This window comes from Spiribacter sp. SSL99, from assembly GCF_009805925.1.
GTDB classification, from domain to species: Bacteria; Pseudomonadota; Gammaproteobacteria; order Nitrococcales; family Nitrococcaceae; genus Spiribacter; species Spiribacter roseus.
The window spans coordinates 55,730-74,647 of sequence record NZ_MAOM01000021.1 but is presented as its reverse complement, the minus strand read 5'-3'; the positions used below and the strand labels follow the sequence as shown (position 1 = coordinate 74,647).

Here is an 18,918-nt window from a genome sequence, read left to right as displayed (position 1 = left end):
TAAGGGTGCGTTGCTTCACGCTGGCACTGCTGGCCCTGACGCTGATCCCGCCTGTCGCGGCCCAGCAGTCAGCCGAAGAGCGCACCCTCGAGCCGCTCCCGCGGGTTGGCACCGCATTCGTTGTGGCGCCGAATCTGCTGGTCACCGCGCATCATGCCTTGGAAACCCACGAACAGCTGTACATCAGTACCGAGCGCGATGGGCTTTTCACCGTCGCGAGGCTCGTGGCGTTTGACGAGGCTCTGGATATCGCGTTGATCGAGGCGGCGGTGGATGCCCCGCCGGTGGTCTTCGCGCCTTGGGAGAGTGTCCCGATCGGTCTGGATGTGACCGTGGTGGGGTTCCCCAAAATCGGCGAGGTGGTCACGGGCAAGCGCATTACCGAGGGCATCATCAATGGTGAGCAGCGCTTCAATGCGCGCAATGACTGGTTCCAGCTCAGTGCCGAGGTGCACCGCGGCAACTCGGGCAGCCCTGTGCTGGCGCCGGATGGCACGGTCGTTGGCATCATCAGCCACAAGCTCGATGCCCGCCGGGCGAGCGAGATGACCCGGGATTTCCCGCAGAACGTCAACTTTGCCATGAAAAGCTCTCGCATCACGGACTTCCTGGATGCCGAGGGCGTCGACTATCGGATATCGATGTTTGACGACACCCAGAGCCTGCGGCCCTACGAGCTCTACCGGGATGTCACCGATGCGGTGCACCTGCTTGTGGTGACCCAGCGGGTCGGTGCCGAGACGAATATTCCAAGCCCGTGAATCAGACCACGGGGGTAGCCGAGGCCCGGCAATGCCATTATGCTCAGATCTAGCTTAGCGAAGGGTAGATCCGTGACATTGCGCGATCTGGTGGGGTTTATGAAAAGATTGACAAACGTGGGCCGGGCACTGGCTCTGATCCCGCTGCTGACCGCCTGCGTGACGATGGCTGGGGGCAATCCGGAAGACGACACGCTTCCGCCTCAGACGCCGGACGAGTCAGTCAGTGAGACATTCCAGGAGAAAAGTGCCCCGATCCCATCTTCCGGCAGCACCGATGCTGGCCAGGACGATCGCGAACAGCCCACCGAGACGGAAGCCGCCAGTGACCGTCAACGCACGGCCGGCGATACCGGTTCAACGGGTGATGGCCCGCTGCAGAATGTCCCGCTGGTGATTGATCTCTCGGACCTGACGGACCCGGACGGACTGGGTACTCCCTCGGTGCAGTGGCAGGAATATGACGCCAACCGCGGCACATGGACCAAGATTGATGGTGCCACCACGCAGACCTTCACGCCACGTCAACGTCATGTCGGCAACCGCCTGCGCGTCGCGCTTGAATACCTTGACGGCGGCGGCAACCTCGAATCGATCGTCACCCAGCCCACACCACCGGTGCGTAACGTCAATGACCCACCGATGGGGGAGTTGGGACTGGTGGGAACGCAGGCCCAGTACGAGACACTGCGCGCCGACATCAGCGAGATCCGTGACGAGGATGGCATCGGGCCGATCACGTATTTCTGGGAAATCTCCCCGGACGGCAATACCTGGCAGCGCTATCGTCAGGGCGAATGGCAGGGTGACACGATCACGCTGACGCAGGACGAAGTCGGGCGGTATCTTCGCGCGGTCATCCGCTACGCCGATGGTTATGGGGCGGCCGAGCGGGTGAACAGTCCAGCTACCGATCCCATCCGCAACGTCAATGACCCGGTTCAGGGGGAACTGCTGATCCGGGGTGACACGCTGGTCGGCGATACCCTCGAGGTCGACACCAGCGCGGTCAGCGATCGGGACGGCATCGCCAACGTAACACTTGTCTGGGAGGCCTCGGACGACGGCCGCAGCTGGCGGCGGGCGGCAGAGACATCGACCCGCACGCTCGAGCTGACGCGCAATCTCGTTGGCGCCCAGATACGGGCCCGGGCCAATGTGGTCGACCAGTTCGGCAACGAGGGCACGGTGGTCTCCAGCATTGTCGGGCCGGTTGAGGCCGTTAACGAGCCACCCTCCGGGACGATCCGTATCCTGTCCGTGGACTGACCGACCGAACCATCCCTTCCATCGGGCGCACGGCGGACATCACGCCCCGTGCGCCTTTTCAATTCAGACAACGCGGATACGAATGCCAGACAAGACCATTGCCGCCGAGGCGGCCCGCCGCCGGACCTTTGCCATCATCTCGCACCCCGATGCGGGTAAAACCACGGTCACTGAAAAGCTGCTGCTGTTTGGCGGTGCCATTCAGCTGGCGGGGACGGTGAAAGGGCGCAAGTCCAGTCGTCATGCGACCTCTGACTGGATGGAGATGGAAAAGGAGCGCGGGATTTCCGTGACCTCATCGGTCATGCAGTTCGCCTATCGGGATCGCATGGTGAATCTGCTCGACACGCCGGGCCATGCCGACTTCTCCGAGGACACCTACCGCACGCTGACCGCGGTGGATTCGGCGTTGATGGTGATCGATGCCGCCAAGGGCGTTGAGGAGCGCACCATCAAGTTGATGGAAGTCTGCCGCCTGCGCACGACGCCGATCATGACGTTCATGAACAAGCTCGACCGCGAGGGGCGCGACCCCATGGACCTGATGGACGAGGTGGAGCGGATCCTGCGCATGCGCTGCGCGCCGGTCACCTGGCCCATCGGCATGGGTAAGCGATTTCGTGGCGTGTTCAATCTGCTCGATGACCGCGTGCACCTGTTCGGCGCTCAGCATGCCGGCGGCATCGAGGCGGGGGAGACCATCGAGGGGATTGATAATCCGCGTCTTGATGAGGCCCTGGGCGAGCAGGCCGAGGAGCTTCGCGACGAGGTGGAACTGGTCCGCGAGGCAGGGAATGAATTTGATCGTGAGGCCTACCTCGCCGGTGAGCTGACCCCGGTGTTTTTCGGCTCGGCGGTCAACAACTTCGGACTCCAGGAGCTGCTGGACCGGTTTGTCGAGCATGCCCCACCGCCGCAACCCCGCGCCGCCGAAACCCGCACGGTGGCCCCGGAGGAAACACCGTTGACCGGGTTCGTGTTCAAGATCCAGGCCAACATGGACCCCAATCATCGCGATCGCATCGCGTTCATGCGCGTCTGCTCGGGGGCGTTCGAGCGGGGCATGAAGGTCCGCCATGCGCGGATCGGCAAGGACGTAAAAATCGCCAACGCCATCACTTTTCTGGCCTCGGACCGTGAGCATGTTGAGACCGCCTATCCGGGGGACATCATCGGCCTGCACAACCACGGCACCATCCGCATCGGCGATACGTTCACCCAGGGTGAGTCACTGAAGTTCGAGGGCATCCCCAACTTTGCCCCGGAGTTGTTCCGCCGGGCGGTGCTCAAGGACCCCATGCGCATGAAAGCGCTGCAGAAAGGGTTGGTGGAGCTCTGCGAGGAAGGGGCATCACAGCTGTTCCGCCCGCTGATGGGCAACGACCTGATCGTCGGGGCGGTCGGCGCGCTGCAGTTCGATGTGGTGGCTCATCGCCTGCGCACGGAGTATGGCGTGGACTGCCAGTTCGAGCCGGTGAATGTGTCCACGGCGCGCTGGGTCTACAGCGATGATCCACGCCAGCTTGCGCGTTTTCAGGAGCGCCAGCAGGAGAACCTGGCGGAGGATGTCTCTGGGGCGCTGGCCTACATCGCGCCATCGCGGGTCAACCTGCAGCTCACCGAGGAACGCTGGCCGGATATCGAGTTCCGCGCCACCCGCGAGCACTAAGGCCTTGAAAATCGCGGTGGTATGCCGCCATGTCTAAAGCGTTACCAAAAACGTGGAGAACGACATGCGACGTGCACTGCTGATGTTGTTACTGCTGGCGCTGCCAATGGCCGGCCAGACACAGATTATCGATGAGAACGGCAACACGCCAAGCCTCGCGCCTCTGGTCGAGGAGGTCTCGCCGGCGGTGGTGAACATCGCCACCTCCGGCACGGTCGAGGCCGAATCCAACCCGCTTCTCAACGACCCATTCTTCCGGCGGTTCTTTGACGCCCCCGAACAGCCGCGCCAGCGCGAAGTGCAGTCGCTGGGCTCGGGTGTGGTGGTCAATGCCGATCAGGGCTATGTGCTGACCAACCATCATGTGATCGCCCAGGCCGATGAGATTACCGTGGCGTTCAATGACGGCCGCGAGCTGTCGGCGGAAATCGTCGGCTCTGACCCGGAGACGGATATCGCCGTGCTGCAGATCGACGCGGAGGAGTTGACCGCGCTGCCCATGGCGGACTCGGACAGCCTGCGGGTGGGCGACTACACCATGGCCATCGGCAACCCCTTCGGCCTTGATCACACCGTGACCACCGGTGTGGTAAGTGGCCTTGACCGAACGCTGCCGGGCAACAACGGGGCGCGCCTGCAGAGCTTCATCCAGACCGATGCGTCCATCAATCCGGGCAACTCCGGCGGTGCGCTGATCAATCTGCGCGGCGAGCTGGTGGGGATCAATACCGCGATTCTCTCGCGCAGCGGCGGCAATATCGGCATCGGCTTCGCCGTGCCCATGAACATGGCCCGTCAGGTCATGGACCAGATCATTGAATATGGCGAGGTACGGCGCGGCATTCTGGGCGTGCGCGTCCAGGATCTGACCGCCGAGATGGCCGAGGCCTTTGATATCGACCGCAACGACGGTGCCCTGATCAGCCAGGTGACCCCCAATTCGCCTGCTGCCGAGGCAGGCCTGCAGGCCGGCGACATTGTCGTTGAGGTGAACGGCACGAGCATCCCCGATGCCAATGCCATGGCCAACGCGATTGGGCTGCTCAGGATCGGTGATGCGGTCAGCATGACCTACGTCCGCGACGGGGAAACGCAGACCACCACGGCCACGGTGGCGGATCCCCAGTCGGGGGAGGTGAGTGCCGATGCGCTGCACCCGGGTCTGGCCGGTGCCACATTCAGCGAGCTTGACGAGCGCTCGCCGCTGTTCGGTCAGGTCGAGGGCGTGCTGGTGACCGACGTCGCCCAGGGCAGCCGCGCCGCGGAGTACCTGCAGCCGGGCGATGTCATCACATCGGTCAACCGTGAGGCCGTGGATTCCATGGCTGCATTCCGCGCGCAGGTCGAGGGCAGCGAGCGGCTGCTGCTCAATGTCCGCCGCAATAACGGGGCATTCTTTGTCCTGATCCGCTGAGCCGGCGACGATCCGGCACTGAAAAAGGCGGGGCCCCGCAGGGCACCCGCCTTTTTTGTGGGCTCAGGGTGGCTACCCGCCTCAGGCCTGATCGGTCTCCATGGAGGCGGAATAGCGGCCCTCCCGCGCCAGTGAATTGAGCCTGGCGCGGTGCAGGAAGGCCTGCTGGGCGGCCTCCTTATTCTGTGCGATGCCCGCCCAGGCGGCCTGGACCGGGTTCTGCAGGGCACGGCTGAACGAAAAACTCATCACCCAGGGTTTGGGCCCCTCGGCCTGATTCATCGCATTGAGATGGGCGGTTGCCTCTTCGCTGGTCTGCCCGCCGGAGAGGAAGTTGATACTCGGCACCGCCGCCGGCACGGTCCGTCGCAGCACCCGCAGAGTCTCCTCGGCGCAGGTCTCCACCGCCGGGCGTGGCTGACCCTTGCCCGGCAGGACCATATTGGGCTTGAGGATGATGGCTTCGAGCAGCACGCGATGACGGCGCAGCGCCTCGAACAGCATGGCCTGGGCGGCCTCGGTGACCGCCGCACAGCGTGCCAGGTCATGGTCACCGTCCATCAGTACCTCGGGCTCGACGATCGGCACCATCCCGCGCGACTGGGCGATGGCGGCATAGCGGGCCAGCACCTCGGCATTCGCCTCGAGGGCCTGGCGGCTCGGCAGCTCCGGCGTGATCTGATAGAGGTTGCGCCACTTGGTGAAAAGCGCCCCCTGTTCGACATAGCCATCCAGTCGGTCGCCTAGGTTATCCAGGCCCTGGGTCACTTTCTCGCCATCGCTGCCGGCGAGTTCAACCGCGCCCTTATCGACCTTGATCCCGGGGACGATGTCCTGCGCCTCGCAGGCGGCGGGGATGAGCTGGCCCTCATCGGTGCGCTGACCGAGGGTTTCCTCGAAAAAGATGATGCCGCCGACGTACTCGCCGATGCCCGGGGTGGTGGCGAGCAGGCTGCGGTAGAACCGTCGGGTCTCTTCGGTGGACTCGATGCCGAAATCGGACAGTCGCTTTGTGATGGTGGGGTAGCTTTCATCCGCCGCCAGAATGCCGCGTCCGGGGCGGGTCAACCGCTCGATGGTGTGTTGCATCTGTCCGATTCGATCCATGGTCTCAATCCTCCTTTTGGGGCAAGTCTAAAGATTATCGTGATTATCGCCCGTTCGGGCATAGCGGCGCATCCACCGTCGGATCATCGCAAACATCGCCAGCGTGAGCACGCCAAGCCCCGCCAGTACGATCAGACCGGTGAGGTCCGGGTCGAGCAGAAACCGCTTGGTCTGATTGCCCACCGCGGCGATGGCGGCAATGCCCGGGACGGTACCGATCAGTGTCCCATTCAGATACGCCCCGAAGCGGATGGACGAGGCCCCGGCCACCAGGCTGACGGCATGGAAGTGCGCCACCGGCAGTACGCGCAGGGCCGTCACGATCATGGTGCCGTGCTGGCCTGCCTGCGCGTTGAGGCGCCGGAGCGTACGCCCGCCCAGCCGCCGCATGGGCTCGGCGCCCAGCAGATGCCCCAGCAGGTAGCTGAAAAGCGCCGTCGACAGGGTGCCCGCCGTTGCCAGGGAAAATCCGCCCCAGGGCCCGTAGATGACGATCGTTGCGACCACCATGACGGTCAACGGCACAAAGGCGACGCCAGCGGCGATGTATAACAGCAGAATGGCGGGGATCGCCCACGGCTGGGCGCGCAGCTCGGCGCCCAGGCGCAGCAGTTGATCGAGTTGGGTGTAGGCGCTGAGATCGCCGATCTGCCAGGCAACCGCCACGCCGATCAGGATCAGGACGGCCACCATCGCCCGCCATAGCAGTGGCCAGCGGCGCCGGATGGCTGCCCGCCATTCAGCCCGCGTCGGCATCATCGCGCAGGATACGGCCCCGGGAGCGCCGGATCCCGAAGGCCACCAGGGCAATCACGATGGGAATGGCCACGGCCGTGGCGATGCGCCCGTTGGCGAGAATGCCGGCCCCGGCCAGCCCGTCGAAGGCGTAGTTGATCAATGACACCGTGTAGTAGCTGAGGATGACCACCGAGAGCCCCTCGACGGTCTCCTGGAGGCGCAATTGCAGCCGGGCGCGTCGGTTCATTGACTCCAGCAGATCCCGGTTCTGCGCTTCCAGCGCCACATCCACCCGGGTTCGCAGCAGATTGGCACCGCGGCTGACCCGCTTGGAAATGCGCTCAAGGCGATCGCCGATGTGCACACACGTATCCAGGGCGGGCGCCAGGCGGCGCTCCATGAACTCATCGAGGGTGCTGACCCCTTCGATGCGCTGCTCGCGCAGGACCTGCAGACGGCGTCTGACCAGCGTGCCGTAGGCCGCCGTCGCGCTGAAGCGGAAATTGGTCCGGGCCATGAGCCGCTCGACCCGCGCGGAGAGATCCGACAGGGCCGACAGCAGGTCGCGTTCGTCCGCCAGATCCGAGACATCGGATAGCTGATCCATCAGCGTCCCGAGCTGGGTCTCCATCTCGGTGATCTCCGGGGAGAGCTCCCGCGCCAGCGGGAAGCCGAGCAGCGCCATGAAACGGTAGGTTTCCAGCTCGAGCAGGCGCTGGACAAGCCGCCCGGCCTGCATGGGGTTGAGGCTTTCGTCGACCACCAGAAAGCGCAGAAAACCGTCGCGATCGGCCATGAAATCGGTCCATACCGATGCGGCACCGCCACTGCAGTAACTGCCGGCAAGGCTGTCCGCCTGAAAGTATCGCCCCAGCGAATCGATATCCGTGGACACCCCATTGGCGCCCACCAGGATGACGTGGGTCGCCGCCAGCAGCTCGCCGGGCAGTTGCGGCAGCCACTGGGTGGGCAGCTGTGTGCTCGCCGGCTCGGCGAATGGCTCGGACTCCGCACCGCTTACAAAGATGGTGTAGGTGGAAAACTCGGTGTGCCGCTCCCAGCGCAGGCGAAAGCCCCGGGCTTCCAGGGTGAAGTGGCCCGCTTCGGCATCCGGTGGGTCGATCCGCAGTCGCTCGCAGAGTGCGGTGAGGTGGGCGACTTCCTCGCTGCGGCCGCTGGTGCCGGTGTGCATCAGCAGGTGTGAGACGCGAAGGGGGGCCTCCAGGCTCTCGAACGGCCGCGCGTGCGCCTCTTTGAGCAGGGTATCCCGGAGGGTGTGCGTGGTGATGCCGGTTTGACTGACCATGCTGGACGGAGGCCTTTTCTGCAGCTGCGCGCACGCTAGCGCCGAGCGGCGTCACAAGCAAGTGGCGTCGGCCCCGGCGCTCGACGTATCCTTGCGCCATGGGACCCACAAATTTCAATGATAACCCGGTTGTACTGTCGATGCTCGTCGCCAATGGCGTCGGTTTTCTCGCGACCATGCTGTTCGGGCCGGGAATGATCGCCGGGCTCGGCCTGTGGCCGCTCGGCACCGAGGCGCTCAGTGCGCAGTACGTCGGCGGCGTACCCGGCTTTCAGATCTGGCAGCTCGTGACCTATGGCTTTCTGCATGGCGGTCTGCTGCATCTGTTCGTGAACATGTTCGCGCTGTGGATGTTCGGGACCAGCCTCGAGCGCTTCTGGGGATCGCGGCCGTTTCTCGGGTTCTATCTGGTGTGCCTGGTCGGCGCGGGGCTGATTCAGCTGGTGGTCGCGACGCTGGCGGCCGACTCAGGCAACCTCTATCCGACCATCGGCGCCTCCGGCGCGGTGTTCGGCATCCTCCTCGGTTTTGCCATGATGTTCCCGGAGCAGCAGTTGATGCTGCTGTTCCCGCCCATCCCCATCAAGGCGAAGTACTTTGTCCTGTTTTATGGGGCGTTCGAACTCTACGCCGGCGTCACCGGATCGATGTCGGGTGTGGCGCATTTCGCGCACCTTGGGGGCATGGCGTTCGGCTTTCTCATGATCACCTACTGGCGGGGGCGATTGCCCATCAAACCGCAGCGTCGGCTCATGCGCTGAGCCCGTGACGGTTTTCCACAGTACCTGTGGATAAGACTGTGGATGATTTCGCGATAAGCGGTCGGAACCCCTTGTAAGATGCGGTGTCACGACAAATTGATTGAATATTCACCAGTACTGCATTTTCCATTGATATCAGTAAGTTACCGGATAAACCGATGAATCCGTCTCGTCACAATCCCGCAACCTCCCGTCTTGCCCAGCCGTTTGCAATCGGCTTTGACGGCCCCGGCGATCTGTGCATAAAAGCCGGCGGGTTGGGGCGGTCATGAGCGAAACGGTCTTCCTCGACCGGGATACGCTGGATCGCGGCGACCTCGATCTGAGTGCCCTGGCGGACCTCAGCGACGCCTGGCGCCCGGTCGGCCGTACCGCGCCCGATGCGGTCAGTGAGACCATCGGTGAGGCGCGCATCGCCATCACCAACAAGTGTGTGATCGGTGCGCCTACGTTGGATGCCTGCCCGCAGCTTGCGCTGATCAATGTGGTGGCGACCGGCGTGAACAACATCGACGTCGAGGCCGCCCGGGCCCGCGGCGTCACCGTGACCCATTGCCGCGGTTATGGCACCGAAGCGGTGAGCCAGCACGCGATCACACTCATGCTGGCGCTATCCACCCGGCTGGTGGACTACCACCAGGCCGTCCAGCGCGGACGCTGGGCCCAGTCGCCGGACTTCTGCCTGCTTGACTACCCGATCCGCGAGCTTGCCGGGCAGACGCTGGTGGTGGTGGGTTATGGCGATCTGGGGGCGGCGGTGGCCCATAAGGCCGAAGCCCTGGGCATGACCGTCCAGCTCGCCGAACGCCCGGGCGTCGAGGACCCGCGCCCGGGCCGGCTGTCGTTCGAGGCGGGGGTCGAGTGCGCCGATATCCTGACGCTGCACTGTCCGCTGACTGACGCCACCCATCAGATGATCGACGCCCGCGTCCTCGAGCGCATGAAATCCACCGCACTTCTGATCAATACCGCCCGCGGTGGGCTGATTGACGAGCCGGCACTGGTGCATGCGCTGCGCACGGGCGCGATCGGCGGGGCAGGGCTGGACGTTCTGTCCGCTGAACCACCGGCCAATGGCAATCCGTTGCTCGCGCCAGGGCTGCCGAACCTGATCATCACGCCGCACAGCGCGTGGGGCAGCCGCCGCGCCCGTCAGCGGATCGTCGAGCAGAGTATCGAGAACCTGCGTGCCTGGATGGCCGGTGCGCCCATACGGTGTGTGACATGAGCCGAAAAGGAGACAACATGCCCGAAGGCGTTGTCGTGATCACGGGCGCCGGCACGGGGATCGGCCGGGCGCTGGCCATTCATTACGCGGACCGGGCGCAACCGGTGCTTGCCATCGGCCGTCGCGAGGCGCCGCTGCAGGCATTGGCGGATGAATATCCGCTGGTCCGCGCTGTGCCGGCGAATGTGGCCAGTGATGCCGGCCGCGCGGCAATCATCGAGGCGCTGGGTGATCAGCCGATCCGCGCGCTGGTTCATAACGCCGGGGTCCTCGCGCCGGTGGGACCGCTGCTTGAGCAGTCGGCCGAGGCGCTCCGCAGCCATCTGGCCATCAATCTGGAAGCCCCGATTGCGCTCAGCCGGGCGTTGCGGGGGCGAATGGCCAATAACGGCCGCATCCTGCACGTGTCATCAGGCGCCGCGCACCGGGCCATGCCGGGTTGGGGCGCGTACTGCATCAGCAAGGCCGCGCTGCATATGGCCTATCAGGTGCTCAAGGCTGAGATGGGCAACGCCGCGGTGCATGTCGGGAGTCTGCGCCCGGGCGTGGTGGATACGCCGATGCAGTCGCTGATCCGCTCGCAGTCCGTCGAGGACTTTCCGGCAGTGGAGAACTTTCGCGCGCTCAAGGCCAACGATGCTCTGACGGCGCCCGCGCAGGTGGCCACGTTCATGGCGGCGGTTCTGGTGCTGCCGGGCGAGCGTTTCAGCGAACGGGAGTGGGACATCCGGGAGCACTGGGATCAGGTGGTCGGCGGTTGAAAGTGGCGGTCACACGGGGGCTGAACCGCTACGGTGACGTCTTACATTTAACATAATATATATTATGCGCACTTACGGTTGGCTGGGATAAAACCCCGCCCGCTTCTGAGCCGGCCCCGACCTTGTTAACCTGTACTGCTATGGCGCTCAATTTTCACGAATGGCTGCTCACCGAATCAGTGCGACTTCATGAGCAGCAGCACGGTCGCCGCCGCGATGATGAAACGGCCAACGCCGTGGCACGCTCGACCCATGGCGCAATGACCGATCAGCTGGCGGCCCGCGCGTCGACACTGCCGCTTGCATCGGGTGCCGCCGCGGATGTCCGGCGCCTGCAGCTTGGCGCCGCTGGCGCCGTCAGCCTGGTGATCATCGGCGCCGCCTTCGCGGGGATGCTGGTTGCCCGATCCACTCTCCAGCCGGAAGGCATCGACACCCAGACGGCCCAGCTGGCGCTTGTGGGTCTTCCCACCCTTGCCCTGCTGGGGTGGCTTGCGGCGACGACCGTTCGTCGCCTACGGGGCCTTAACGGCGGTCTTGCGGGGGCTGTTGCGCGCATCGCCCTTGAATCCCTTGGTCCACGATGGCTGCGCGGTGATCTGGCGGCGGATGTGACCCGTGCCGGGGTCTATCTGCTGCGAACGCGTGGCGGTCAGGCGTGCCTGGCGGCAGCGGTGCATGCGACATGGCTCGCTTACACGGGCGCGGCGGTCGCGACTTTACTCAGCGCCGGCTCCGGGCTGGCACCGACCACCCAGGTCTCGCTCTACGCGGCGCTGCCGCGGCTGCTCCTGATGCTGGGCTACACCGCTGTCGCGGGCTATCACAGTCAGCGCATGACGCTGGATGTCACGCTGCCGGGCTACCTGCAGCTGCGCGACCGGGTGCATGCCGGCTCGGTCCCGGCCAATCAGTCCGAGGCGCCGATGGCGACCCTGCCGCGCGCCCCGCGTCAGGCCGATGAAACCGCCAGCGGCCCAGTGCGGGTGTTCGCCGCTGAGCGCACCGCCGATGATCTTCAGGCCGCCGTGCCCGATCTCGACGCCGCGGTGCTGGGATCGGTGGATACCCGATCCGAGCGCCGCGCCCTCGCCTCGGTGTTGCGTGAGCGCCCGCACCCGCCGCCCGGGCTGCTCGCCACCTGCTCGGTGCTGCGCACGCCCGACACCGGCACGGCGCAGATCCTCGGCGACATGGCCGAGACCGCCGGCGCGCCGCTCATTCTTGTGCTGCACGACCGCCTTGCGCTTCTGGAGCGCGGCGGCGATCCCGACGCCCGTATCGCCGACTGGCACCGGCTCGCTGATTCCATCGGCGCCGATTGTGTCGTATTCGATCATCATCAACCGGATCCGGCGGCGATTGCCTCCATTCGCCAATGGACCCATGACGCGGAGGCCTCATGACCGACGCCGCCCCCCTCGACATCGGAATCGTCGGGCACACCAACGCCGGCAAGACCTCACTGGTGCGCACGCTCACGCGTAACCGCAATTTCGGCGAGGTCGAGGATCGCGGTGGCACCACCCGCCGGGTGTCGGCGGCAACGCTGGATGATGGCGACGCCACCCGCCTGCGGCTGTGGGATTCGCCAGGTCTGGAGAACGCGCCGGCGCTGCTCGAGCATCTCGATGAATCCAGCACCGAGCGCCATGACGGGCCGGCCGCCCTGCGCCGGCTACTCGACGATGCCGATATCGCCCGTCGGTTTCCCGAGGAAACCCGGGTCCTCGAGCTGACCCTGAGCTGCGATGGCCTGCTCTACGTCATTGACGTCCGCGAACCCGTGCTCGAGAAGTACAAGGACGAGCTCGCGGTCCTCGCCGCCAGCGCCCGCCCGATCATCGCCGTGCTCAACTTCGTGGCGGCGGATGACAGCCGTGAGTCGGAATGGCGCGACGCCCTCGCCCGCGTGACGCTGCACACCGTCGTCGCTTTTGATGCGCGGGTGCGGAGCTTCGAAACCGAGTTACAGCTCTACCGTAAGATTGCGAGCCAACTCAATGATTTTGAAGCGACGATCGAGGCCTGGATCGCCCACCGTGAGAGCGAGGAAGCCCATTGCCGGGCCGCCGCCCGCGAGACCATCGCCACCCTGTTGGTGGATGCCGCCGCGGCCCAGCGGGCCATCCAGCCCACTGACCCCAACGGCCCGGACCCCTCGCTGGAGGCCCTCCGCGAGGCCATTCGGGCCCGCGAACAGGTCTGCAGCGAAACGCTGCTGGGTCTCTACGCGTTCGCCGACGAGGACTATGAGGATCAGGACTGGCCACTGGCGAGTGGTTACTGGCCGGATGATGTCTTCAATGCCGACTCGCTCAAGCGCTACGCCCGCCAGACCGCCATCTACGCGGGTATTGGCGTGGTACTGGGTGGCGCCCTGGGGCTCGCCACCGGCCTGATGGGCACCCGGACCGGGCTGTTGCTGGGGCTGCTGGTGGGCACCGGGGTCGGCGCGGCCGTGGCCTTTGGCCCGCCGTTATGGCGACGGTCCTACGGTCAGCAGCCGGTCTGCGTGAGTGATGAGACACTCGAGCGGCTCACCGCCCGCCAGCTGCATCTGATCAGCGCCCTCAACCACCGCGGGCATGCCACCACCGATACGCTCGCCGGGGCGCAGTCGGCGCTTTTCGAGAACAGCGAGCGGGTGGACCTGTTGCGTGAGGCGCGCCGTCATCCGGAATGGTCATCGCTGAATGCGGCCTTCCGCGATACCGCGCGACGCAACGAGGTGATCGAGCGGATCAGCGCGAGCCTGCCCGACTTCTACATCGATTGATCGTCCGGCGGTTGGCCGCCGGCATCCGGTGTTTCGACGAACAACCGGTGCCAGCCGAGCAGACCCTCGAGGCGCACCGTGAGCGTTTGCACGCCCTCCGCGAGGGGCACTGCGAGGTAAACTTGGATCCCGTCCACCGTCTTCAGGCGGTAAGCGTCGGCGTCGGCCGCTGCCGGTGGCCCGGGTTCGGCCACCGGCAACCGTGCCGTGCCACCGCAGCAACCATGCCGCGGCGCGGACCGGAGCGTGACGGCGCCGCCGTGCCCCGTCAGCCAGCGCCGGGCGCGCGGGTCGATGCGAACGCCTGCCGAGTCCATTCCCTAGGACGTCGCCGTGGCGGGCGCCGCGCGCTCGAACATCGGCCGGGTCCGGTTGGCGACCCTGACCAGCGCCAGCATCAGCGGCACCTCGACAAGCACCCCGACGACGGTCGCGAGCGCCGCCCCCGAGTGGACGCCGAACAGGCCAATGGCGGCGGCCACCGCCAGTTCAAAGAAATTGCTCGCGCCGATCATCGCCCCCGGTGCGGCGATGGCATGCGGCACACCCCAGCGCTGCGCCCACAGATAGGCGATGGCGAAAATCAGCACGGTCTGGACGATCAGCGGGACGGCGATCAGGGCGATATGCAGGGGGTTCTGGAGGATGACTTCACCCTGGAAGGCGAACAGCAGCACCAGCGTGGCGATCAGACCGATGGGTGTGACCGGCGCGAGCCGGCGCATGAATGTCTCATCAAACCAGGCCTGGCCCCGCCGCCGGATCACCATCACCCGGGTCAGGTAGCCGGCGGCCAGCGGGATGACGATGTACATCAGCACCGACAGCAGCATCGTCGCCCAGGGCACCTCGATGCTTGAAAGACCCAGTAGCAGCATCACGATGGGTGCGAACGCCACCAGCATGATCAGATCGTTGAGTGAGACCTGCACGAGCGTATAGGCCGGGTCCCCGCGGGTCAGGTAGCTCCAGACGAACACCATCGCCGTGCACGGTGCGGCGCCCAGCAGGATGGCTCCCGCCAGATACTCCCGGGCGCGCTCCGCGGCAATGAACGGCTCGAACAGGACCAGCAGAAAAAGACCGGCAATCAGGAACATGCTGAACGGTTTGATCAGCCAGTTGACGGTGGTGGTGATGATCAACCCGCGCGGTTGGCGCCGCACGCCCAGGATCGACGAAAAATCGATCTGCACCATCATGGGAAAGATCATCGCCCAGATCAGCACTGCGATGGGGATCGAGACCTGGGCGTATTCGAACTGCGACAGCGTGGCCGGCAGCGCGGGTGCGAGCTGGCCGAGGGCCACGCCCGCGGCGATCGCGAGCGCCACCCAGACCGACAGGTAGCGCTCGAAAAAACCCATGCCCTCGCGGATATCCGGCGCCGACGGCGTCGCCTGCGGATCAGCACTCATGCGGGAAGGTTCCTTATATGCTGGTATGCGTATGTCCGGATAAGTCTAAGCGCTGGGCCGTGGTCATCGCAAACTCCGCAGGACCGACCGACGTGACTGGCCAATGGCCGCCGACCCCGCGATAATGCACCGCCGATGCAGCCCGAGACGCCCATGGCCAGTAATGACGAGACCACGCTGATCCGCACCGTGCGGGTCGGCGGCACGACTTTCACCCTGCTCGGGACCGCCCATGTCTCGCCACAGAGTATCGCGGATGTGCGCCGCGAGGTGGACCGCGGTGACTACGATACGATCGCCGTCGAACTCTGCGACAGTCGCTATCAGAACCTCATGGACCCACAGGCCGTCGAGCAGATGGATCTGTTTGAGATCCTGCGCAGCGGCAAGGCCGGTATGGTGATCGCGAGTCTGGCGTTGGGGGCCTATCAGCAGCGTCTCGCCGATCAGTTTGATATCCGCCCCGGCGCTGAGCTCGAGGCCGCCATTCACGGTGGCCGCCGTCGCCGCCTGCCGGTCTGGCGCATCGATCGCGATATCGGGACGACCCTCAAGCGGGTTTACCGCAACGTCCCCTGGTGGCAGCGGCCGTCGCTGTTCACGGGTCTGATCGGCAGTCTGCTCTCGCGCGATCAGGTCAGCGCGGATGACATCGAGCGACTCAAACAGGGCGACATGCTGGAGTCGACCTTCAGCGAGTTCGCGGCCGGCTCGGCGCGCCTGTTCGAGCCGCTGATCAGCGAGCGCGACCGGTACATGGCCGCGCAGCTGCTGGCCAACATCCAGGCCGCGGAGACGACACCCCGCTCGGTCCTGGTGGTGGTGGGCGCGGGCCATCTGAGCGGGCTCGAGCAGGCGCTCAGTGACGGCATCGACGATCCGGCCGCGGAATCCCGACGACTCGAGCAGGTCCCGCCCCGGTCACGCTGGCCCAAGGTCCTGCCCTGGGTCGTGGTGGCGATCATTCTCACCGGCTTCGCCATCGGCTTTGGCCGCAGCAGCGAACTGGGCTGGCAACTGGTCGGCGACTGGGTGCTGATCAATGGCAGCCTCTGCGCGTTGGGCGCCGCCCTCGCCCGGGGTCATCCGTTTACGGTGATCGGCTCGTTCGTCGCCGCGCCGCTGACATCGCTCAACCCCACCATCGGGGCGGGTTTCGTGGCCGCGGCGATTGAGCTGATGAGCCGCCGACCGCGGGTGGAGGACTTTCGCGGGCTGCGCGAAGCGGTGGCGGACTGGCGCGGCTGGTGGCGCAACCGGGTCGCGCGGACGCTGCTGGTGTTTCTGTTCGCAACGCTCGGCTCGGCGGCGGGCACCTATCTGGCGGGCTTTCGGATCATCGGGCAGCTCGTGTGAAGCACGCGAAGAAGTTCTCGGCGGTCTGATCGGCCACTGCCGCCGGCGACAGGCCCTTGAGCTCGGCCAGGCATTCGATCACTGAGTGCACCCAAGCGGGCCGGTTCTCCTGGCCGCGGTGCGGCACCGGGGCCAGGTAGGGGCAGTCGGTTTCCACCAGCAGTCGGTCCATGGGCAGTGCCCGGGCGGTGGCGCGCAGCGACTCCGCGCGCCGGAAGGTCAGAATCCCCGATAGCGAGAGATAGAACCCCAGATCAAGCAGCCCGCGGGCCGTGGCTTCATCCTCGACAAAGCAGTGAATGACGCCACCCACCGTCTCCGCCCCGCTCTCACGCAGAATGGCGAGCGTATCCGCGGGCGCCTGGCGGCTGTGGACGATGATCGGTCGGCCTGACAGGCGCGCCGCCTCGATATGCCGGCGAAACCGGTCCTGCTGCCAGGTGTAGTCCCCCGGGCCATCGCCATAATCGAGCCCCGTCTCACCGATCGCCACCACCCGTGGATGATCGGCCATGGCGGCCAGTGCCGGGGCATCCGGATCCTCGCCGCGGCCGCAGGGATGCACCCCCACCGAGGTGTAGACATCATCATGGCGCTCGCTGAAGGCCGTCAATCGGTCGCGTTCTTCCACCGCGACCGCCACATTCAGGAACGCATCCACGCCCGCTGCCCGGGCCTCGGCCAGCGCGGCATCGGCGCTCTCCGGTCGCTCGAGCAGATGGAAGTGGCAATGTGAATCCACAATCATGGTCGCCTCCAGGTCAGGAACAGGGCCTCGATGGACAGTTCGCGGCTGAGCGGTTGTTCGGCGGCTTCACGCAGTGGCAGGAGATCCCCCTGGATGCGGGCGAGACGTGCGCTGTCGAGCAGCGTTTGAAGCCCCTCGAGCGCCGGGTGACCACTCAGCCGCTGACGGGGATCGGTCGCGCCACGCATCAATTGAATGGCGAGCTGCTGCATGAGCCGTGTGGTCTCGAGCGCGCCCACCGGGCGCCAGTCAGTGGCGGCCGCCACCGCACTCTGGTGCCCCTGGATGACGGCAGCCAGCGCAGCGGCCAGCGCCTCGAAGCGCTGCATGCCCTTCTCGGCCGCCAGCTGGCGGGCGGTGAGCGGGCTGCCGCCCGCCAATGCGAGCAATGCCTCCGGCGCGCTCACGCCCTGCGCCTGCAACCAAGCCCGGGCGCTTGCCTGTGGCGGAATGCCGAGGCGCTCGTACTGGCAGCGGCTGCGGATGGTCGCACTCAGGCGCCCGGGTTGATGGCTGACCAGGATGAGCACCATGCCAGCCGGCGGTTCCTCGAGGGTCTTGAGCAGCGCGTTGGCCGCGTGGCGGTTCATCGCCTCGGCCGGGGTCAGGACCACCACCCGGCGGCGGTTGTGCTGACTGGTGTGATGACTGAATTCGGTCAGCGCCCGGGTGGCTTCGATCTTGAGGATGCCGCTGCCCCCCTCGGCGGGCTCGACAATCTGATAGTCGGGATGACTGCCGGCCCGCCGCAGCCGGCAGTCCCGGCAGTCATCACAGGCGCGGGTGTCCACCGGCTGACTGCAGAGCAGCCGTGCCGCCATGGCTTCGCCCAGCGCCCGTTTGCCGGTCCCCGCCGGCCCACCGAGCAGCACGGCATGGGGCACGCGATTGGCCTCGATGCTCGCCGCGAATCGCTCCCAGGCGCGCTGCTGCCAGGGCATGGGGCGAGTCGTATGGGCATCAACGCCAGCGGGCTCAGTCATCATAGTGCTCGTCGAGGAGGGTCTCGATGGCCGCGCCCACCCGGGCCAGCGATTGCGTGGCATCAACCCGAGTGATGCGGCCGGGATCGGCGTTCGCGAGCTCGGCATAGGCCGCCCGCACCGCCTCAAAAAACCGCGCGCGCTCGGACTCGAACCGGTCGGGCGCACTGCGCCCCGCCGCCCGTGCCAGTCCGGTCGCCACAGGCAGGTCCAGCCACAGGGTCAGTCCCGGTTGCAGGTCGCCGAGCAGCCAGTCGGCCAGCGCCCTCACCCGCTCGATGCCCAGACCACGCCCGCCGCCCTGATAGGCCAGACTGGCATCGGTGAATCGATCGCAGATCACCCACTGCCCGGCCTGCAGAGCCGGCTGGATGACGGTCCGTACATGCTCCGCGCGGGCGGCGAACATCAACAGCACCTCCGCCTCGGCACTCATCCCGGCCTCCCGATGGCCCAGCAGCACCTCGCGCAGCTCCTCGCCCAGCGCGGTCCCGCCGGGCTCCCGCGTGACCACCGGCTCCCCCCCATGCGCGGTCACCCAATCGCGGATGATCGCCAGTGCCGAGCTCTTGCCGGCACCTTCGGTCCCCTCGACGGTGATCAGGCGGCTCGTGTCCATG

18 protein-coding genes are annotated in these 18,918 nt (G+C 66.0%); 10 read left to right on the top strand and 8 right to left on the bottom strand.

The window, feature by feature from the left end; all coding sequences use genetic code 11:
* Window positions 1-5 precede the first annotated feature (5 nt).
* From BA899_RS09345 to BA899_RS09330, 4 genes are all read left to right on the top strand, one after another.
* Window positions 6-761, top strand: coding sequence for a serine protease (locus BA899_RS09345; protein ID WP_159300418.1), 756 nt, complete (start codon window positions 6-8; stop codon window positions 759-761).
* Between the two features lie 99 nt (window positions 762-860).
* Window positions 861-2,030, top strand: coding sequence for a hypothetical protein (locus BA899_RS09340; RefSeq protein WP_159300417.1), 1,170 nt, complete (start codon window positions 861-863; stop codon window positions 2,028-2,030).
* 82 nt (window positions 2,031-2,112) lie between these two features.
* Window positions 2,113-3,699: a peptide chain release factor 3 gene (locus BA899_RS09335; RefSeq protein WP_110882874.1), complete on the top strand. Its 1,587-nt coding sequence runs from the start codon at window positions 2,113-2,115 to the stop codon at window positions 3,697-3,699.
* A 64-nt stretch (window positions 3,700-3,763) separates the two neighbouring features.
* Entirely contained in the window at window positions 3,764-5,113 is a 1,350-nt protein-coding gene (locus BA899_RS09330; protein ID WP_159300416.1) for a DegQ family serine endoprotease, read from the top strand.
* 81 nt (window positions 5,114-5,194) lie between these two features.
* Here BA899_RS09330 and BA899_RS09325 read toward each other — a convergent pair whose 3' ends face one another.
* From BA899_RS09325 to BA899_RS09315, 3 genes are read right to left on the bottom strand one after another with little or no spacing between them, the layout of a single operon-like run.
* A complete protein-coding gene (locus BA899_RS09325) occupies window positions 5,195-6,220 on the bottom strand; it encodes a class I fructose-bisphosphate aldolase (protein ID WP_159300415.1) in 1,026 nt (341 codons plus the stop codon).
* A 27-nt stretch (window positions 6,221-6,247) separates the two neighbouring features.
* Window positions 6,248-6,979, bottom strand: a complete 732-nt coding sequence (locus BA899_RS09320; protein ID WP_159300414.1) for a TVP38/TMEM64 family protein — start codon at window positions 6,977-6,979, stop codon at window positions 6,248-6,250.
* Window positions 6,960-8,264: a DUF3422 family protein gene (locus BA899_RS09315; RefSeq protein ID WP_159300413.1), complete on the bottom strand. Its 1,305-nt coding sequence runs from the start codon at window positions 8,262-8,264 to the stop codon at window positions 6,960-6,962. Before BA899_RS09315 ends, BA899_RS09320 begins: the two co-directional genes overlap by 20 nt.
* 98 nt (window positions 8,265-8,362) lie before the next feature.
* On the opposite strand from BA899_RS09315, the gene BA899_RS09310 reads away from it, so the two are divergent.
* The 5 genes from BA899_RS09310 to BA899_RS09290 all read left to right on the top strand — a co-directional run bounded on the left by BA899_RS09310 (window position 8,363) and on the right by BA899_RS09290 (window position 13,793).
* Window positions 8,363-9,025: a rhomboid family intramembrane serine protease gene (locus BA899_RS09310; RefSeq protein ID WP_144347367.1), complete on the top strand. Its 663-nt coding sequence runs from the start codon at window positions 8,363-8,365 to the stop codon at window positions 9,023-9,025.
* Between the two features lie 268 nt (window positions 9,026-9,293).
* Window positions 9,294-10,253, top strand: coding sequence for a D-2-hydroxyacid dehydrogenase (locus BA899_RS09305; RefSeq protein WP_159300412.1), 960 nt, complete (start codon window positions 9,294-9,296; stop codon window positions 10,251-10,253).
* Complete coding sequence (locus BA899_RS09300) at window positions 10,250-11,014, top strand: SDR family NAD(P)-dependent oxidoreductase (protein ID WP_235013346.1); 765 nt, start codon at window positions 10,250-10,252, stop codon at window positions 11,012-11,014. The genes BA899_RS09305 and BA899_RS09300 overlap by 4 nt, the downstream gene beginning before the upstream one ends.
* Before the next feature lie 140 nt (window positions 11,015-11,154).
* The gene (locus BA899_RS09295) at window positions 11,155-12,420 is read left to right on the top strand and encodes a DUF2868 domain-containing protein (RefSeq protein ID WP_159300411.1); all 1,266 of its coding nucleotides are present in this window, start codon (window positions 11,155-11,157) and stop codon (window positions 12,418-12,420) included.
* On the top strand, window positions 12,417-13,793 hold the full coding sequence (locus BA899_RS09290; RefSeq protein WP_159300410.1) for a GTPase/DUF3482 domain-containing protein: 1,377 nt from the start codon (window positions 12,417-12,419) through the stop codon (window positions 13,791-13,793). The genes BA899_RS09295 and BA899_RS09290 overlap by 4 nt, the downstream gene beginning before the upstream one ends.
* Here BA899_RS09290 and BA899_RS09285 read toward each other — a convergent pair.
* Both BA899_RS09285 and arsB read right to left on the bottom strand, forming a co-directional pair.
* Window positions 13,781-14,110 carry a CC/Se motif family (seleno)protein gene (locus BA899_RS09285; RefSeq protein WP_235013345.1) on the bottom strand — a complete coding sequence of 110 codons (330 nt, stop codon included), beginning with the start codon at window positions 14,108-14,110 and terminating at the stop codon, window positions 13,781-13,783. The genes BA899_RS09290 and BA899_RS09285 overlap by 13 nt on opposite strands.
* Window positions 14,111-14,113: 3 nt before the next feature.
* Window positions 14,114-15,211 (bottom strand): ACR3 family arsenite efflux transporter, encoded by a 1,098-nt coding sequence (gene arsB, locus BA899_RS09280; protein ID WP_200833090.1) that lies wholly within the window; start codon window positions 15,209-15,211, stop codon window positions 14,114-14,116.
* Between the two features lie 135 nt (window positions 15,212-15,346).
* On the opposite strand from arsB, the gene BA899_RS09275 reads away from it, so the two are divergent.
* On the top strand, window positions 15,347-16,567 hold the full coding sequence (locus BA899_RS09275; protein ID WP_235013344.1) for a TraB/GumN family protein: 1,221 nt from the start codon (window positions 15,347-15,349) through the stop codon (window positions 16,565-16,567).
* Here the strand turns inward: BA899_RS09275 and BA899_RS09270 are convergent.
* Genes BA899_RS09270 through tmk form a run of 3 tightly spaced genes read right to left on the bottom strand, consistent with a single transcriptional unit; the run spans window position 16,548 to window position 18,917 of the window.
* Entirely contained in the window at window positions 16,548-17,315 is a 768-nt protein-coding gene (locus BA899_RS09270) for a TatD family hydrolase (protein ID WP_159300409.1), read from the bottom strand. The genes BA899_RS09275 and BA899_RS09270 overlap by 20 nt on opposite strands.
* Window positions 17,312-18,298 (bottom strand): DNA polymerase III subunit delta', encoded by a 987-nt coding sequence (holB, locus tag BA899_RS09265; protein WP_159300408.1) that lies wholly within the window; start codon window positions 18,296-18,298, stop codon window positions 17,312-17,314. The genes BA899_RS09270 and holB overlap by 4 nt, the downstream gene beginning before the upstream one ends.
* Complete coding sequence (tmk, locus tag BA899_RS09260) at window positions 18,291-18,917, bottom strand: dTMP kinase (RefSeq protein ID WP_159300407.1); 627 nt, start codon at window positions 18,915-18,917, stop codon at window positions 18,291-18,293. The genes holB and tmk overlap by 8 nt, the downstream gene beginning before the upstream one ends.
* Window position 18,918: the final 1 nt, after the last annotated feature.

Bases quoted from the DNA above. Each gene is read 5' to 3' on its own strand.
- BA899_RS09335 (WP_110882874.1), top strand. From the start codon at position 2,113: ATGCCAGACAAGACCATTGCCGCCGAGGCGGCCCGCCGCCGGACCTTT.
- BA899_RS09325 (WP_159300415.1), bottom strand. From the start codon at position 6,220: ATGGATCGAATCGGACAGATGCAACACACCATCGAGCGGTTGACCCGC.
- BA899_RS09275 (WP_235013344.1), top strand. From the start codon at position 15,347: ATGCAGCCCGAGACGCCCATGGCCAGTAATGACGAGACCACGCTGATC.
- BA899_RS09300 (WP_235013346.1), top strand. From the start codon at position 10,250: ATGAGCCGAAAAGGAGACAACATGCCCGAAGGCGTTGTCGTGATCACG.
- holB (WP_159300408.1), bottom strand. From the start codon at position 18,298: ATGACTGAGCCCGCTGGCGTTGATGCCCATACGACTCGCCCCATGCCC.
- BA899_RS09340 (WP_159300417.1), top strand. From the start codon at position 861: ATGAAAAGATTGACAAACGTGGGCCGGGCACTGGCTCTGATCCCGCTG.
- BA899_RS09320 (WP_159300414.1), bottom strand. From the start codon at position 6,979: ATGATGCCGACGCGGGCTGAATGGCGGGCAGCCATCCGGCGCCGCTGG.
- BA899_RS09295 (WP_159300411.1), top strand. From the start codon at position 11,155: ATGGCGCTCAATTTTCACGAATGGCTGCTCACCGAATCAGTGCGACTT.
- BA899_RS09310 (WP_144347367.1), top strand. From the start codon at position 8,363: ATGGGACCCACAAATTTCAATGATAACCCGGTTGTACTGTCGATGCTC.
- BA899_RS09290 (WP_159300410.1), top strand. From the start codon at position 12,417: ATGACCGACGCCGCCCCCCTCGACATCGGAATCGTCGGGCACACCAAC.
- BA899_RS09270 (WP_159300409.1), bottom strand. From the start codon at position 17,315: ATGATTGTGGATTCACATTGCCACTTCCATCTGCTCGAGCGACCGGAG.
- BA899_RS09305 (WP_159300412.1), top strand. From the start codon at position 9,294: ATGAGCGAAACGGTCTTCCTCGACCGGGATACGCTGGATCGCGGCGAC.
- arsB (WP_200833090.1), bottom strand. From the start codon at position 15,211: ATGAGTGCTGATCCGCAGGCGACGCCGTCGGCGCCGGATATCCGCGAG.
- BA899_RS09330 (WP_159300416.1), top strand. From the start codon at position 3,764: ATGCGACGTGCACTGCTGATGTTGTTACTGCTGGCGCTGCCAATGGCC.
- BA899_RS09315 (WP_159300413.1), bottom strand. From the start codon at position 8,264: ATGGTCAGTCAAACCGGCATCACCACGCACACCCTCCGGGATACCCTG.
- BA899_RS09285 (WP_235013345.1), bottom strand. From the start codon at position 14,110: ATGGACTCGGCAGGCGTTCGCATCGACCCGCGCGCCCGGCGCTGGCTG.
- tmk (WP_159300407.1), bottom strand. From the start codon at position 18,917: ATGGACACGAGCCGCCTGATCACCGTCGAGGGGACCGAAGGTGCCGGC.